The sequence below is a fragment of the Streptomyces sp. NPDC097617 genome, assembly GCF_044761485.1.
Classification (GTDB): Bacteria; Actinomycetota; Actinomycetes; order Streptomycetales; family Streptomycetaceae; genus Streptomyces.
The window spans coordinates 1-15,872 of the sequence record NZ_JBIWCL010000045.1; the positions used below are offsets into that span (position 1 = coordinate 1).

Here is a 15,872-nt window from a genome sequence, read left to right on the forward strand (position 1 = left end):
CGACGCGCACCCCTGACCGGAACCGTCCCCGGACAGGAATCAACGCGACATCACGGACGCAAGACCAACCGGACGTCGCCGTGAAACAACGAGGCTGGCGCAGCTCCACGTGCACTTCCGGAACCTTCGCGTCCTGGTGACCATTTCGGATTCGAGCTGGTTCTCCGCCGAATGCGCGAGGTCGCGCGAGGTCAACGCCTACTTCCTCCGGCCCCCCAAACAGCGCGACCTCGAGAACTACATCACCGAATGGTTCACCACCTGATGACCACGCACGAAGGAAAGCTCTCGGAGCGGCTCATCGCCGCGATCCGGGGCGACAGCGCCCTCGCCTCGGCCGCGCGCGTCCCGTACCTGCTGCACCTCCTGGTCGTCTCCACGGAACGCAACCACGAGGTCCCCACGTCCGTCGGGCACTTCTGCCGGCTGGCCTCGGAGGAGTTCCTGCACAAGCGGCCCCGCAGGCGGGCCGCGGCAGCCGCGGAGCCGTGCCTCCTGCGGCCCGGCTACGACACGGAGATCCAGCGGATCATCGAGGAGGTCGGCTTCTCCATCACCTCGTTGCGTTCCGTGCACGCCGAAACCAACTCCATCTCCGCGGCAGCCGTGCAGGATCCGATCCTGCGGGCGCTGGGCGAGGATCTGGAATTCCTCACCGCGTATCCGGCTGTGGTCGACTACGTGCAGTTCATCCGCAAGGGCCACGGCATACTCGCCGTCGACACGGCCACCCAGCTCTCCTTCCGGGAGAACCTGTTCCGCGACTACTTCGCCGGCTGCGCGCTGGCCCGCCGGGACTCGGAGACCATCGTCGGGCTGTGCCGTCATCCGATCTGGCACGCCCCGTTGCGCTACTGGGCCAGCGCCCAGACCACGCCCGAGGGACACCGCCTCGTCACCGGCACGGCGGCCGAGCTGGCGGGTGCCGCGGAGGAAGCGGGCGACGGGGGGCTGCCGCTGTGGCTGCTCGCCGGCGAGCTGCTCGTGATCCTCGCGGCGGCCCGGCCGGGCGCCGAACCGTACGGGCTCGTACGACGGCTGCGGCGGTCGGTGTCGGAGGCCGTTGCCACCGCCCGCGGGGACCGCGGTCAGGACCTGGAGACCCGGGCCCGTGCCGCCACCTTGGACGCGCAGCTCAATCCGTCGACCTGGGAGGAGCGATCGGGCTCGTTCCTCGCCGACAGCTGTGTCATACCGGCGGGCGAATACCCCATCGGCTCCGCGATCCCGCTCAACTCCCAGGACGACAAGTACCGGCACATCGACTGGTACCCGCAGCGCACCGAGAGCATCGGATCCTTCCGGATCTCCACGCTGCCCGTCACCAACCGGGACTACGCGCAGTTCGTCGCCGCGGGCGGGTACCAGGACCTGGACTGCTGGCCGGACGGACCGGCACGGCTGTGGGTCCGGCACGACCCTGCCTTCATCGACGCGCCGGACGGACCGCGTGCCGGGTCGACGGACACCCAGCGAATCCATCTGAGCAAGGAGATGCGCGAGGGCATCGTCGACGAGGAGTCCCTTCAGGAGTACGTGGACCAGCTGCTGCTGCGGCGGGTGCCGCTGTACTGGTGGGATCCCCGCTACAACCAGCCGACCCAGCCTGTCGTCGGCATCAACTGGTGGGAGGCGCTGGCGTACTGCCGCTGGCTGACGAAGTGGCTGCGCGAGCGGAACGTGCTGGACAACAACAGCTACGCGGACATTCCCACCGAGGCCGAATGGGAGTGTTCCTGCCCGGGCCGGCCGACGTCCGACCCCTATCCGTGGGGAAGCGAGTGGCAGGAGGGCATGGCCCATGTCCGCACGGCGGAGGGCTGGACCCAGCGTTCCGTTCCCGTGGGGCTTTTTCCCTGGGCGGCCGGGGAGGACGACCCTCAGGACATGATCGGCAACGTGTGGGAGTGGACACGCTCCCTGGCATGGCCCTATGACGACCCCCGGCCCGGCCGTGAGGCTCTGGAGACCCAGGGCGACCGCATCGTCCGCGGGGGTTCCTGGTTCTCCCGCGAACAGCGCGCCCGCATGATCCAGTTCCGCTCGTACGACCCGCCGCAGAACGCCTACGTGGATCTGGGCTTCCGCGTGGCCTTCTACACACGCTAGCCGCGTCCGGCACTCGGCCCGTCCGCCCCTCCGTGTCTGCCGCGTGGGGGTGAGACCGGCTCACGGGGCCTGCGGCGGCCGGGTCAGGACGTGGGGGGCGGGGTCGTCAGCCCGGCCACGACCGAGCGGGCCAGGTCGTCGAGGTAGCCGCGGGTGACCTCGTCGCGGACGACCACCTGGCGCCAGTACAGCGGCCCGATCGCCAGGTCGAGGGCCCGCCCCGGGTCGGTGTCCTCGGCCAGCTCGCCGCGCGCGACGGCGCCGGAGACGATGCCCTCCGCCATGCGGCGCTGCCCGTCGAGCAGCGCGCCGCGCACCGCTTCGGCGATCTCCGGGTTCCGCGCGGCCTCCACCAGCAGGTCGGGGATGACCGCGGAGGCCACCGGGTGCCGCAGCACGTGTGACATGACCTCCAGCAGGGCCCGTACGTCCCCGTAGAGCGAGCCGGTCGCGGGCACCGGCAGGCCGTCCACGGCGAAGGCCCCCACCAGGTCCAGCACCAGGTGCAGCTTCGACTTCCACCTCCGGTAGACGGCGGTCTTGCCGACCCCCGCCCGCCGGGCGATGCCCTCGATGGACATCCGCGCGAAGCCGACCGCGGCCAGTTCCTCCACCACCGCGTCGCGGATCGCCTCCGTCACGTCCGCGCGCAGGACGGCGGCCCCGGCAGGGGCTCTTCGGGCGGGGGCGGGGGCGGCGGCGGGGTCCGTGGTCATGCAGAGAGCATAGCCGCGCTCCGTCACGACGATACGGTTGCGTTCCGACGCGTCACGCCCTAACCTCACCGTAGCGACGATACGGACCCGTCCCGACCTCGGCAGCGACGTACTGACCCCGTCGAAAGCGAACCCTGTGACCACCGCGACCGCACCCAAGACCGCGCCCGCGCCCTCCGCGGAGCTCGCGCAACTCGCCGCCGCCCACGGCCTCACCCTCAGCGGCGCCCGCCCCACGCTCCCCCGCTACATCGCGGAGCTCTGGGACCGCCGCCACTTCGTGACCGCGTACGCGACCGCCCGTATGCAGGCCACGTACAGCTCGGCCAAGCTCGGCCAGCTCTGGCACCTGGTGACCCCGCTGCTCAACGCGGCCGTCTACTACTTCATCTTCGGCATCGTGATGAAGGCAAGCAACGGAGTGCCGGACTACGTCCCCTTCCTGATCACCGGCATCTTCGTCTGGGACTTCATCGGCAGCTCCATCAACGCCGGCACGCGCGCCGTCCACAGCAACCGCGGCCTGGTCCGCGCCCTGCACTTCCCGCGCGCGAGCCTGCCCATCTCCACCGTCGTCCAGCTCTTCCAGCAGCTGCTCGTCACCATGGGCGCCCTGGTCGTCCTGCTGCTGGCCTTCGGCCAGCGGCCCGCCTGGTCCTGGTTCCTGGCCGTGCCCACCCTGGTGCTGATGGCCGTCTTCGCCGCCGGCTGCGCGATGGTCATGGCGCGGCTCGGCAGCAAGAACCCGGACGTCAGCCAGCTGATGCCCTTCGTCCTGCGCACCTGGATGTACTCCTCGGGCGTCATGTGGTCCATCGACCAGATGCTCAAGACGGACCACCTGCCGCACTGGGTACTGATGCTGCTCAAGTTCAACCCCGCGGCCGTCTACATCGACCTGATGCGCTTCTCGCTGATCGACAGCTTCGCGGCGCACTCGCTCCCGCCCCACGTGTGGCTCCTCGCCATCGGCTGGGCGCTGCTCGCCGGCGTCGGCGGTTTCATCTGGTTCTGGAAGGCAGAAGAGGAGTACGGCCGTGGCTGACACCGCGACGAAGACCGACACCCGGGTACCCACCGTCATCGCCGACGGGGTCCACGTCATCTACAAGGTCCACGGCGCCGGCGCCCGCAAGGGCGGAGCCACCGCGGCGCTCAGCCGGGTCTTCTCCCGCCGCCCGTCCCCCGGCATCAAGGAGGTGCACGCCGTCAAGGGCGTCACCTTCACCGCGCACAAGGGCGAGGCCATCGGCCTCATCGGCTCCAACGGCTCGGGCAAGTCCACCCTGCTGGCCGCCATTGCCGGCCTCCAGCCGGTGGCCCGCGGCCGGATCTACTCGCACGGCCAGCCGTCCCTGCTGGGCGTGAACGCCGCCCTGATGAACGACCTGACCGGCGAGCGCAACGTCGTCCTCGGCGGCCTCGCGATGGGCATGTCCAAGCAGCAGATCCGCGAGCGCTACCAGGGCATCGTCGACTTCTCCGGCATCAACGAGAAGGGCGACTTCATCTCCCTGCCGATGCGGACGTACTCCTCCGGCATGGGCGCCCGGCTGCGGTTCTCCATCGCCGCCGCCAAGGACCACGACGTCCTGATGATCGACGAGGCCCTGGCCACCGGCGACGCCGCGTTCCAGCGCCGCAGCCAGGCCCGCATCGAGGAACTCCGCGAGCACGCGGGCACGGTCTTCCTCGTCAGCCACAGCATCAACACGGTCCGCGAGACCTGCGACCGCGCGATCTGGCTGGAGGCCGGCATCCTCCGCATGGACGGCCCCTCGGCGGAGGTCTGCGACGCCTACGAATCCTTCACCCGCCGCTGACCCTCCCGGTCCCGCCGCAGCAACCCAGCCCCGCCGCACCCTCCCAGCCCGGCCGGCGTATTGAGGCGCGCCGCCCGGGGGCGCCCCCGGGCGGACACCCAGCAACCGCAACGGGCCGGGCCCGGGACCACAAGGTCCCGGGCCCGGCCCGTTCCGTTCCGTACGGCCCGATCAGCTGTGCACGCGCAACAGCGACCGCATCGTCCGCATCGCCACCGACAGATTCGCCAGGTCGAAGTCGTCCGACCCCTGGATCTCGTCCAGAGTCGTCCGCGCCCGCCCGATGATCGCCGCGTTCTTCTCCTCCCACGCCTTGAAGCGCTCCTCGGGAGTCGACGACCCGTTGCCCACCGACAGCACATCGGCGGTCAGGGCCGCGTGCGCCGCGAACAGGTCCTCGCGGATGGACGCGCGGGCCATCGACTGCCAGCGGTCGGACCGCGGCAGCTCGATGATCCGGTCCATCAGCTGGGTGATGTTCAGGCGGTCGGCGAGGTCGTAGTACACCTCGGCGACCTCCAGCGGGTCCACACCCGTACGGTCCGCGATCGCCACGATGTCGAGCGCCGGGAAGGCCGACGAGAAGCCGGCGACCTTGGCGGCCAGCTCCTCCGGAACGCCCTCGCCCGTGAGCTCGTCCATGATCGACTGGTACCACTCCAGGTCGGCGCCCCGCACCAGCTTCGGCACCTCGGCCCAGACCTGGACCACGCGCTCCGTGAAGAAGGCGATGGTCTCGCTGATCTGGAGCGGCTGCGGCCGGTTGTTCAGCAGCCAGCGGGTACCGCGCTCGACCAGGCGCCGCGAGTGCAGCCGCACCCGGGTCTGGACGTCGGCGGCGACCTTGTTGTCGAGCGCCTCCACCGCGTCCCACACCTCGGCCAGGCCGAAGATCTCGCGGGCCGCGAGCTGCGCCCGGACGATCTCCTCCGTGGAGGCCCCGCTCTCCTCGCGCAGCCGGTGCAGGAAGGTCGAACCACCGGTGTTGACGGTGTCGTTGACCAGGATGGTGGTGATGATCTCCCGGCGCAGCGCGTGCGCGTCGATCTGCTCGGTGAGCCTCTCGGCCAAGGCGTCCGGGAAGTACGCGAAGAGCAGGCGGCGCAGGTACGGGTCGTCCGGCAGCTCGGTGGCGATGAGCTCGTCCGCCACCGTGATCTTGGTGTAGGCGAACAGCACGGCCAGCTCCGGCTGGGTCAGGCCCTTGCCGCTGCCGAGCAGCTCGCGGATCTGCCGCTCGGTGGGCAGGAACTCCAGCGCCCGGTCCAGGCGTCCGTCGCGCTCCAGTCGGCGCATGTAGCGCTGCTGGGCGTGGAGCAGGCTCGGGGCCTGCGCCGCGCCGTTGGCGAGCGCGATGTTCTGCGCGTAGTTGTTGCGCAGCACCAGGTGGCCGACCTCGTCGGTCATCTGGGCGAGCAGCTTGTTGCGCTGCTTGACGGTCATGTCGCCGTCCGTGACGACCGCGTTGAGCAGGATCTTGATGTTCACCTCGTGGTCGGAGGTGTCCACGCCCGCGCTGTTGTCGATGGCGTCGGTGTTGACCTTGCCGCCCTCGCCGCCGGCGCCGCTGCGGGCGAACTCGATCCGGCCGAGCTGGGTCAGACCCAGGTTGCCGCCCTCGCCGATGACCTTGGCCCGCACCTCGGAGCCGTTGACGCGGATGGCGTCGTTGGCCTTGTCGCCGACGTCCGCGTGCGTCTCGGCGGTGGCCTTGACGTACGTGCCGATGCCGCCGTTCCACAGCAGGTCCACCGGGGACTGGAGGATCGCCTTCATCAGGTCGGCCGGGGTCATCTTGGTGACGCCGGCCTCGATGCCGAGTGCTTCGCGGACCTGCGCGGTGATCGGGACGGCCTTCGCCGTACGCGGGTGGATGCCACCGCCCGCCGAGATCAGCGAGGTGTCGTAGTCGGCCCACGAGGAGCGCGGCAGCTCGAACAGGCGCCGGCGCTCGGCGTACGAGGTGGCCGCGTCCGGGTTCGGGTCGATGAAGATGTGCCGGTGGTCGAAGGCGGCGACCAGGCGGATGTGCTCGGAGAGCAGCATGCCGTTGCCGAACACGTCGCCGGACATGTCGCCGACGCCGACGACGGTGAAGTCCTCGGTCTGGGTGTCGTGGCCGAGCTCGCGGAAGTGCCGCTTGACGGACTCCCACGCGCCGCGGGCGGTGATGCCCATGCCCTTGTGGTCGTAGCCGGCGGAGCCGCCCGAGGCGAAGGCGTCGCCGAGCCAGAACCCGTAGGACTCGGCCACTCCGTTGGCGATGTCGGAGAAGGTCGCGGTGCCCTTGTCGGCGGCGACGACGAGGTAGGTGTCGTCCTCGTCGTGGCGGACCACGCCCTTGGGGGGCAGGACCTCGCCGGCGACCATGTTGTCGGTGATGTCGAGCAGCGCCGAGATGAAGATCTTGTACGAGGCGATGCCCTCGGCGAGCCAGGCGTCGCGGTCCACCGACGGGTCGGGGAGGTTCTTCGCGACGAAGCCGCCCTTGGCGCCGACCGGCACGATCACGGTGTTCTTGACCATCTGCGCCTTGACCAGGCCGAGGATCTCCGTACGGAAGTCCTCGCGGCGGTCGGACCAGCGCAGACCGCCTCGGGCGACCTTGCCGAAGCGCAGGTGGACGCCTTCGACGCGCGGGGAGTACACCCAGATCTCGAAGGCCGGACGCGGGGCCGGCAGGTCCGGGATGGCCTGCGGGTCGAACTTCATCGACACGTACGCGTGCGGCTCGCCCACGCCGTTGAGCTGGAAGAAGTTCGTGCGCAGCGTGGCCTTGATGAGGGTGAGGAAGGCCCGCAGGATGCGGTCCTCGTCGAGCGAGGCGACCTGGTCCAGGGCCCCGTCGAGCTCCTCCAGCATGGCGTCCACGAGCTCGCTGCCGGCGGTCTGGCGCACGGGCGCCATCCGGGCCTCGAAGAGCGAGACCAGCAGGCGGGTGGTGTGGACGTTGTTGCGGAGGGTGTCCTCCATGTAGTCCTGGCTGAAGGTGGAGCCGGCCTGCCGCAGGTACTTGGCGTACGCGCGCAGGACGACGGCCTGCCGCCAGGTCAGCCCGGCGCTCAGCACCAGGGCGTTGAAGTTGTCGTTCTCGGCGTCGCCCTGCCAGACCGCCGCGAAGGCGTCCTGGAAGCGCTCGCGGGCGTCGTCGCCGAGGTAGTGGTCCCCGTTGCCGGAGACGGGCATCCGCAGACCGAAGTCGTAGATCCACGCGCTGACCCGGTCGGAGCGGCGCAGCTCGTAGGGGCGCTCGTCGGTGACCTCGACGCCCAGGCGCTGCAGCACCGGCAGGACCGCGGAGAGCGAGACCTGCTCGCCGGTACGGAAGATCTTGAACCGGCGTTCGCCGGGGCCCGCGCCCACGGGCTCGTAGAGCGAGAGCGCGAACTTGCGGTCGCTGGCGGCGAGCCGCTCCAGGTGGACCAGGTCGGCGACGGCGGCGCGCGGCGAGTGGTCGGCCTTGTAGCCCTCGGCGAAGGAGGCGCCGTAGCGGCGCAGCAGCTCGGCGGCGCGCTCCTCGCCGCACTCGGCGATCAGCGCTTCCTGGAAGCCGTCGGCCCAGGAGCGGGCGGCCTCGACGAGACGGCCCTCGATGCGCTCGACGTCGGAGTCGGTCAGCGCGGGCAGCTCGGTGCCCTGCGGGACGCGGACGACGAAGTGGATGCGGGAGAGGATCGACTCGGTGTTCCACGCGGTGAAGTCGACGCTGATGCCGCCGAGCTCCTCGCGCAGGATGTCCATCAGGCGCAGCCGGACACCGGTGGTGAACCGGTCGCGGGGCAGGTAGACCAGCGCCGAGTAGTAGCGGCCGTACTCGTCCTGGCGCAGGTAGAGCCGCAGCCGGCGGCGTTCCTGGAGGTACAGGACGGAGGTGACGATGGCCTGGAGCTGGTCGACCGGGGTCTGGAACAGCTCGTCGCGCGGGTAGGTCTCCAGGATCTGCGTCAGGTCGCGGCCGTCGTGGCTGCTCGGCGCGAAGCCGGCGCCGGCGAGGACCTCGGCGACCTTGCGGCGGATGACCGGGACGCGGCGCACGGACTCGGTGTACGCGGCGGAGGAGAACAGGCCGAGGAAGCGGCGCTCGCCGACGACGTTGCCGTCGGCGTCGAACTTCTTGACGCCCACGTAGTCGAGGTAGGACGGGCGGTGCACGGTCGAGCGGCTGTTGGCCTTGGTCAGCACCAGCAGGCGGTGCTCGCGGGCCTTGGCGCGCGCGTCGGCGGGCAGCCGGTTGAAGGCCGGCGAAACCGGGTGGCCGTCCTCCTTGCCGCTGTGGTGCGGGTCGGAGCGCAGGATGCCGAGGCCGGTGCCGGGCACGGCGGACAGGGAGTCGCCGTCGACGAGGTTGTACTCGCGGTAGCCGAGGAAGGTGAAGTGGTCGTCGGCGAGCCAGCGCAGCAGCTCACGGGCCTCTTCGAGCTCGTACTCGCGCAGGTCGGGGGCGGTGGGCTCGTCCGGGAGGCCCTCCGCGATGCGCAGCGCGGCCTCGCGCATCTTCTCCCAGTCCTCGACGGACTCGCGCACGTCGGACAGGACGCGCTGGAGATCGGCGGTGATCTGCTTGAGGTCGGCCTTGTCGGTCTCGCGGTCCATCTCGACGTGGATCCAGGACTCGACGAGGGAGTCGTGGGGACGCGCGGTGGCGGGGCCGTGGGCGTCGCAGTCGGGGCCGAGGATCTCGATCAGCTTGCCGGTGATGTCACGGCGGACGACGACCTGCGGGTGGATCACGACGTGGATGCCGCGGCCCTGGCGGGACAGCTCGTTCGTCACGGAGTCCACGAGGAAGGGCATGTCGTCGGTGACGACCTCGACGACCGAGTGGCTGGAGGTCCAGCCGTTCTCCTCCACCGTGGGGGTGTGCACGCGCACGTTCGCGGTGCCCTGCGGCCGGTTCTCGGCGAGCCGGTAGTGGGAGAGCGCGGCTCCGAACACGTCGACCGGGTCCCGGTCCGCGAGGTCCTCGGGTGCCGTGTGCAGGTAGTAGCGCTGGAGGTAGGAGAGCACCGCGTCCTGGTCTGGACGCCCTCCCCGCTCGGACCCAGTCGGAAGTAGCCCCCCGGCCGGGCTGTGCTCAGCTACCCGGGCCGCCCGTGCGAGCAGCTCGGCCTTTGCTTCGTCCAGCTTGGTCTGCATGTCCTCTGGCTCCTGTCGCGCGCCATTGCGTGACGTAGGTGAAGGAAGGAATGACATAGCGCCGCGAGGCGGGGTGTCCGTTCGGGATCGACGCTATGCCGTCGAGAGAGCCGACCGGGAGGGAATGAGCCGTGATCGGCCGGATGTCCCGGTGGCGGGGATCAGCGAAGGCCCGGGCACGGTCGTGCGCCGGGCGCAGGCCGGAGGCTCCAGTGCCCCCGATGACTATCGCGCTGATCACGGGTACAAGGCTATCCCGTCCTACCCCCAGGACGTCATTCGCTGCTTCTGTACAAATCTTGGGGTGGAACTTTGACACTCTGGCCAGCGACGGGACGGGCTGTCCGTGCAGCGGCCCGTCCCGTCGCTATCCGGCCAGCTCGCGAGCTGTGAGGACGGCCTCTGCCAGGCTGTCGACGACCGGCACACCGGCTGATTCCAAACTGCTGCGGCTGTGCGAACCGCCCGTGTAGAGAACCGCCCGGGCGCCCACGTGGGCGGCGGCGAGCGCGTCGTCCACGGCGTCTCCGATGAGAACCGTACGATCCGCCGTCACACCCGTCCCGTCGAGGGCGGCCAGGTGACGTACGAGGTGTCCCGCCTTGGAGGTGTGGGAGGGCCCGGTCCGGCCGTCGACGCGCAGGAAGTGCTGGTCGATGCCGTGGGAGCGGACCAGGGGCACGAGCTTGTCGTGGGGCGCGAGGGACAGCAGGGACTGCGTGAGCCCGCCCAGCTGCCAGTCCCGGAGCAGCTCCCGGGCCCCTTCCGCCAGCCCGGCGCCGTCCGCGGCGGCCCAGTAGTGGCGGTGGAAGGTGTCGTCCATGACCAGCCACTCCGCGTCGGTGGGCAGCCGTCCCATGAGGCGCTCGTAGAACTTGGGCACGGGTACGACGTACAGGTCGCGGTAGGTCTCCAGGGTGATCGGCGCGAAGCCGAGCTCGGCGAAGGAGGCGTTGGTCGCGACGATGACGGCGTCGATGTCGTGGAGGAGCGTGCCGTTCCAGTCCCAGACGATGTGGTTCGGTGTCACTTCAGCAGCCCCGGAATCTCCTGCACGCCGAACCACAGCAGTTCGTGGTCGTCGGCGCCGTCGACGGTGGCCTGCGCGTCCGCGTCCCCGCCGTCGGCGGCGGCCAGGGCCTGCGCGGCGGCGGCCACGTCCGTCTCGGCGTCGTCGGCGTCCACGTGCACCGCGGCGGCCACGGCGAGCCGTACGGCGGCGGCCAGGGCCACCTGGCCGAGCCCGGCCTCATCGAGCCCCGGAGCGGCCGTGACGGCCTTCTCGTCGACATCGAGGGCGACCACGACACGGCGGCGCGGGGCGGTCGGGTCGGCGGCGACCAGCCGCAGGGAGGCGAGCGCGGCCCGGTTCAGGGCCGCGTACTCCAGCTCCTCGATGTCGTCCGACACGTACCACTCGCGGAGCCCGGGGGTGACGGCGTACGCCCGCAGCGGGGCGGGGCCCAGCTCACCCGCCGTGTGGACCTCGGCGAGCCCGGGGAGGGTCAGGGGGACGTACACGCGCATGGCCGGCTGCTTTCGGTAGTCGGAAACGCCCCCAGGATACGACTCGGACGGAGCCGGCCGGGTGATGGACTCCGTCCCCCTTCGGGGCTCCGCGGCGGAACCCGCCGCCGTCCACCCGGGTCCTCCTACGGGCGCCGGCCGCGGCCGGGGAGCGGGCGCCGCCCACCCTGATAGGTGAACCGGGCGGGTGGCCCGACGGGCCACGGGTGCGGTTGCGGAGCGTGTTCGCGCGGCCATAGAAGATCCCCATCAAGTTACCGCCCGGTATGGCTCCGGGCCCGGCCTGTTCGGGGGCAGATCGCGATGGACACCACGATGCGCGGCACGATGACCGGCAACGACGGCAGCCGGCGGCGGCCGGCGGGCCGCAGCCGGACCCGGCCCGCCGGCCGCCGCGACCCGCGGCGCCCGGCGGGGCCCCCGCGCACCCTGCGGCCGGGCCCGCACCACTGGTTCGCCGAGCACCTCCTCGCGGTGGTCAGCGGCCTGCGCCCGGTCCACTCGCTCCTCGGCCACACCGTCGGCCCCGCCTACCAGCAGCTGATCACCCTGGCCCCCACGGACCCGCTCCGCGACCGCCTGCGCCCCGTCATCCGCCAGTGCGGCCGCTTCACCCCCGGCCCCGGAGTCATCGAGGCCTTCGCCCGCATCGCCACGGGCGACCGCCTGTCGGCGATGGCCTTCCGCCTGGAACAGGGCCCGGACCTCCGCTGGCGCTGCGCAGCAGTAGAAATCCAGGGCCCCCGCCCCTGAACCATCCCACCGGGCCCATTTCAGCCTCGCGCCCTCCCAGCCCCGCCGGCGTGTGAGGCGCGGGGTCCGGAGCGGAGCCCCGGCAACGACGCCGCACACGCAACGCGGCCGGGGCCGGACACCCCAAGGTGTCCGGCCCCGGCCGACAGATCCAGCTCAACCCGGCGGAGGGTTACTTCTTCCGGCGACGCCCACCGGCAGCCTTCTGCGCCTTGCGCCGCTCCGCCCGCGTCATCCCGTCACCGTCACCACCGGCGGCGTCACTGTCGAAGTCGCCCTCGATGACACCGCCCTCCCCATCCACCGTCGGCGCCGAGAAGTGCAGCCGGTCCGGCCGCTGCGGAGCGTCCAGGCCCTTCGCCCGGATCTCCGGACGCGCACCCGCCGGCTCCTTCGTCAGGGAAGGCGCCGCGTCCTGCACCGGAAGCTCCTCGACCTGCTGCTCGACCTGGACCTCCAAGTTGAACAGGTAGCCGACGGACTCCTCCTTGATGCCTTCCTGCATGGCGTTGAACATGTCGAAGCCCTCGCGCTGGTACTCGACCAGCGGGTCCTTCTGGGCCATGGCCCGCAGGCCGATGCCCTCCTGCAGGTAGTCCATCTCGTACAGGTGCTCACGCCACTTGCGGTCGAGCACCGACAGGACCACGCGCCGCTCCAGCTCGCGCATGATCTCGGAGCCGAGCGTCTTCTCGCGGGCCTCGTACTGCTCGTGGATGTCGTCCTTGACGGACTCCGCGATGAACTCGGCGGTGATGCCGGCGCGGTCGCCCGCGGCCTCCTCCAGCTCCTCGACGGTGACCTTCACCGGGTAGAGCTGCCGGAAGGCGCCCCACAGGCGCTCCAGGTCCCACTCCTCGGCGAAGCCCTCGACCGTCTCGGCCGCGATGTACGCGTCGATCGTGTCGTCCATCATGAAGCGCACCTGCTCCTGGAGGTCCTCGCCCTCCAGGACGCGGCGGCGCTCGCCGTAGATGACCTCGCGCTGGCTGTTGAGGACCTCGTCGTACTTCAGGACGTTCTTGCGCGTCTCGAAGTTCTGGGTCTCGACCTGCGACTGGGCCGACGCGATCGCACGCGTCACCATCTTGTTCTCGATCGGCACGTCGTCGGGGACGTTCGCCATCGCCATGACGCGCTCGACCATCTGCGCCTTGAACAGGCGCATCAGGTCGTCGCCCAGCGACAGGTAGAAGCGGGACTCGCCCGGGTCGCCCTGTCGGCCGGAGCGGCCGCGCAGCTGGTTGTCGATACGGCGCGACTCGTGGCGCTCGGTGCCCAGCACGTACAGCCCGCCGAGGTCCTTGACCTCCTCGAACTCCGCCTTCACCGCGGCCTCGGCCCGCACGAGCGCCGCGGGGAGGGCGTGCGCCCACTCCTCGATGTGCTCCTCGGGGTCCAGGCCCTGCTGGCGCAGCTCGGCCTCGGCGAGGTCGTCCGGGTTGCCGCCGAGCTTGATGTCGGTACCACGGCCGGCCATGTTCGTGGCGACGGTGACCGCGCCGCGGCGGCCGGCCTGGGCGACGATCGTCGCCTCACGGTCGTGCTGCTTGGCGTTGAGCACCTCGTGCGGGATGCCGCGCTTGGAGAGCTGCTGCGAGAGGTACTCGGACTTCTCGACCGACGTCGTACCGACGAGGATCGGCTGGCCCTTCTCGTGCTTCTCCGCGATGTCGTCGACGACGGCGGAGAACTTCGCGACCTCGGTCCGGTAGATCAGGTCCGGCTGGTCCTTGCGGACCATGTCGCGGTTGGTCGGGATCGGGACGACACCGAGCTTGTAGATCTGGTGGAACTCGGCGGCCTCGGTCATGGCCGTACCGGTCATGCCCGACAGCTTCGAGTAGAGACGGAAGAAGTTCTGCAGGGTGATCGTGGCGAGGGTCTGGTTCTCGTCCTTGATGTCCACCCCTTCCTTCGCCTCGATCGCCTGGTGCATGCCCTCGTTGTAGCGGCGGCCGGCGAGGATGCGGCCGGTGTGCTCGTCGACGATCATGACTTCGCCGTCGATGACGACGTAGTCCTTGTCGTTCTTGAAGAGCTCCTTGGCCTTGATCGCGTTATTGAGGTAACCGACGAGCGGGGTGTTCACCGACTCGTAGAGGTTCTCGATGCCGAGCCAGTCCTCGACCTTGGCGACACCGGTCTCGTGGATGGCGACGGTGCGCTTCTTCTCGTCGACCTCGTAGTCGCCGGTCTCCTCGATGCCCTTCAGCGGCTGGCCGGCCTCGCCCCTGGTCAGGCGGGTCACCAGCTTCGCGAAGTCGGCGTACCACTTCGTGGCCTGGTCGGCGGGGCCGGAGATGATCAGCGGGGTACGGGCCTCGTCGACCAGGATGGAGTCGACCTCGTCGACCACGGCGAAGTTGTGGCCGCGCTGGACGAGCTCGTCCTGGGACCACGCCATGTTGTCGCGCAGGTAGTCGAAGCCGAACTCGTTGTTCGTGCCGTAGGTGATGTCGCAGCTGTACTGCTCGCGGCGCTGTGCGGGCGACATGTTCGCCAGGATGCAGCCGACCTCGAGGCCGAGGAACTTGTGCACCCGGCCCATCATCTCGGAGTCGCGCTCGGCGAGGTAGTCGTTCACCGTGATCAGGTGGACGCCCTTGCCGGACAGCGCGTTCAGGTACGCGGGGAGCGTGCCGACCAGGGTCTTGCCCTCACCGGTCTTCATCTCGGCCACGTAGCCGAGGTGCAGCGCCGCGCCACCCATGATCTGGACGTCGTAGTGCCGCTGGCCGAGGGCGCGCTTCGCGGACTCGCGTACGGTCGCGAAGGCCTCGGGCAGCAGGTCGTCCAGGCTCTCGCCGTCCTGGAAACGCTGCTTGTACTCGTCCGTGAGCGCTCGCAACTCGGCGTCGGAGAGGTTGACGAAGTCCTCTTCGATGGAGTTGACCTGGTCCGCGATGCGGTGCAGTTTGCGCAGGATCTTGCCTTCGCCTGCACGCATGAGCTTGTTGAAGACGGACACCGAGGTTTGTCTCCTTGCCGGTCGGGCCTGGGCACTGTACGTACACGGGCACGGCAGGTGGGCCCCACCGCAACGGCCATCGTAAGCGAGGACGTGGCCGCGTCGGGAGGTCCGCCGTTCCTGTGAGGGCACGGGTGCCCGGATTGAGAACGTACGGGGGACACCGAAGGTGCCGGATCGCCCGGAGGGATTACCGAAAATTGTTCGCTCCGGGCACCTGAACAGCAGCAGAATCCGTTCATGGAGCCCATCACACTCAGCACGGAGCGGTTGGTACTGCGGCCTTTCGTCCCCGCGGACGAGGGCGAGGTCCACGCCGCCGCGCAGGACCCCGACATCCAGCGCTGGACGCTGGTCCCCTCCCCCTACGGGCGCGAGCACGCGCACGCGTTCGTGAACGAGATCGTGCCGAACGGCTGGCACGAGGAGAGCGCCTTCCCCTTCGCCGTGCGCCTCGGGACCGACGGCCCGCTGGTCGCCGCCGTCGGCATGCACGTCCAGGGCCGCGACAGCTACGCGAGCTACGAGGTCGGCTACTGGGCGGTCAAGGAGTACCGCGGCCGGGGCTACATGACCGAGGCGGTCCTGGCCGTCGCCCGCTGGGCCTTCACCGAGGTGGGCGTCCCACGGCTGGAATGGCGCGCCGAGGTCGGCAACGCGGGCTCCCGCGCCGTCGCCGAGAAGGCCGGCTTCCGGATCGAGGGACTCCTGCGGGCGGGCATCCAGCAGCGCGGCACCGCCCGTGACTGCTGGGTCGGCTCCCTGCTCCCCTCCGACCTGGGCCTGCCCTCGCGGCTGCCGTACCTGCCCGCTGTCAGTGGCACGTCCTAGGCTTCC

The 15,872-nt window shown here is 70.3% G+C and carries 11 protein-coding genes; 6 read left to right on the top strand and 5 right to left on the bottom strand.

Translation table 11 applies throughout. The features are described 5' to 3' along the window. Positions 1-136 precede the first annotated feature (136 nt). On the top strand, positions 137-265 hold the full coding sequence (locus tag ACIQZO_RS38965) for a hypothetical protein (protein WP_403635972.1): 129 nt from the start codon (positions 137-139) through the stop codon (positions 263-265). Beyond that, positions 265-2,109: a formylglycine-generating enzyme family protein gene (locus ACIQZO_RS38970; protein ID WP_403635974.1), complete on the top strand. Its 1,845-nt coding sequence runs from the start codon at positions 265-267 to the stop codon at positions 2,107-2,109. The genes ACIQZO_RS38965 and ACIQZO_RS38970 overlap by 1 nt, the downstream gene beginning before the upstream one ends. An 83-nt stretch (positions 2,110-2,192) precedes the next feature. On the opposite strand, the gene ACIQZO_RS38975 is transcribed toward ACIQZO_RS38970, so the two are convergent. After that, a complete protein-coding gene (locus ACIQZO_RS38975) occupies positions 2,193-2,825 on the bottom strand; it encodes a TetR/AcrR family transcriptional regulator (protein WP_403635976.1) in 633 nt (210 codons plus the stop codon). A gap of 136 nt (positions 2,826-2,961) precedes the next feature. On the opposite strand from ACIQZO_RS38975, the gene ACIQZO_RS38980 reads away from it, so the two are divergent. Further along, positions 2,962-3,870 carry an ABC transporter permease gene (locus ACIQZO_RS38980; RefSeq protein ID WP_403635978.1) on the top strand — a complete coding sequence of 303 codons (909 nt, stop codon included), beginning with the start codon at positions 2,962-2,964 and terminating at the stop codon, positions 3,868-3,870. Continuing rightward, positions 3,863-4,648 carry an ABC transporter ATP-binding protein gene (locus tag ACIQZO_RS38985; RefSeq protein WP_403635980.1) on the top strand — a complete coding sequence of 262 codons (786 nt, stop codon included), beginning with the start codon at positions 3,863-3,865 and terminating at the stop codon, positions 4,646-4,648. Before ACIQZO_RS38980 ends, ACIQZO_RS38985 begins: the two co-directional genes overlap by 8 nt. Positions 4,649-4,819: 171 nt before the next feature. Here the strand turns inward: ACIQZO_RS38985 and ACIQZO_RS38990 are convergent, their stop codons facing one another. From ACIQZO_RS38990 to ACIQZO_RS39000, 3 genes are all read right to left on the bottom strand, one after another. After that, on the bottom strand, positions 4,820-9,784 hold the full coding sequence (locus ACIQZO_RS38990; RefSeq protein ID WP_403635982.1) for an NAD-glutamate dehydrogenase: 4,965 nt from the start codon (positions 9,782-9,784) through the stop codon (positions 4,820-4,822). 367 nt (positions 9,785-10,151) lie between these two features. Continuing rightward, entirely contained in the window at positions 10,152-10,814 is a 663-nt protein-coding gene (locus tag ACIQZO_RS38995; RefSeq protein WP_403635984.1) for an HAD family hydrolase, read from the bottom strand. Further along, positions 10,811-11,311 carry a DUF6912 family protein gene (locus ACIQZO_RS39000; protein ID WP_403635986.1) on the bottom strand — a complete coding sequence of 167 codons (501 nt, stop codon included), beginning with the start codon at positions 11,309-11,311 and terminating at the stop codon, positions 10,811-10,813. The genes ACIQZO_RS38995 and ACIQZO_RS39000 overlap by 4 nt, the downstream gene beginning before the upstream one ends. Positions 11,312-11,614: 303 nt before the next feature. Between ACIQZO_RS39000 and ACIQZO_RS39005 the strand changes: the two genes are divergently transcribed. Further along, positions 11,615-12,064: an Rv3235 family protein gene (locus tag ACIQZO_RS39005; protein WP_403635988.1), complete on the top strand. Its 450-nt coding sequence runs from the start codon at positions 11,615-11,617 to the stop codon at positions 12,062-12,064. 172 nt (positions 12,065-12,236) lie between these two features. Here ACIQZO_RS39005 and secA read toward each other — a convergent pair whose 3' ends face one another. Next, on the bottom strand, positions 12,237-15,035 hold the full coding sequence (secA, locus tag ACIQZO_RS39010) for a preprotein translocase subunit SecA (RefSeq protein ID WP_403635990.1): 2,799 nt from the start codon (positions 15,033-15,035) through the stop codon (positions 12,237-12,239). Positions 15,036-15,275: 240 nt separating this feature from the next. Here secA and ACIQZO_RS39015 point away from each other — a divergent pair, with 240 nt between their 5' ends. Beyond that, positions 15,276-15,866, top strand: a complete 591-nt coding sequence (locus ACIQZO_RS39015) for a GNAT family N-acetyltransferase (RefSeq protein WP_403635992.1) — start codon at positions 15,276-15,278, stop codon at positions 15,864-15,866. Positions 15,867-15,872 lie beyond the last annotated feature (6 nt).

What these genes read in the sequence shown, in the direction of transcription:
- ACIQZO_RS38970 (WP_403635974.1), top strand. Translation starts at nt 265, where the DNA reads ATGACCACGCACGAAGGAAAGCTCTCGGAGCGGCTCATCGCCGCGATC.
- ACIQZO_RS38975 (WP_403635976.1), bottom strand. Translation starts at nt 2,825, where the DNA reads ATGACCACGGACCCCGCCGCCGCCCCCGCCCCCGCCCGAAGAGCCCCT.
- ACIQZO_RS38990 (WP_403635982.1), bottom strand. Translation starts at nt 9,784, where the DNA reads ATGCAGACCAAGCTGGACGAAGCAAAGGCCGAGCTGCTCGCACGGGCG.
- ACIQZO_RS39000 (WP_403635986.1), bottom strand. Translation starts at nt 11,311, where the DNA reads ATGCGCGTGTACGTCCCCCTGACCCTCCCCGGGCTCGCCGAGGTCCAC.
- ACIQZO_RS39005 (WP_403635988.1), top strand. Translation starts at nt 11,615, where the DNA reads ATGGACACCACGATGCGCGGCACGATGACCGGCAACGACGGCAGCCGG.
- ACIQZO_RS39015 (WP_403635992.1), top strand. Translation starts at nt 15,276, where the DNA reads ATGGAGCCCATCACACTCAGCACGGAGCGGTTGGTACTGCGGCCTTTC.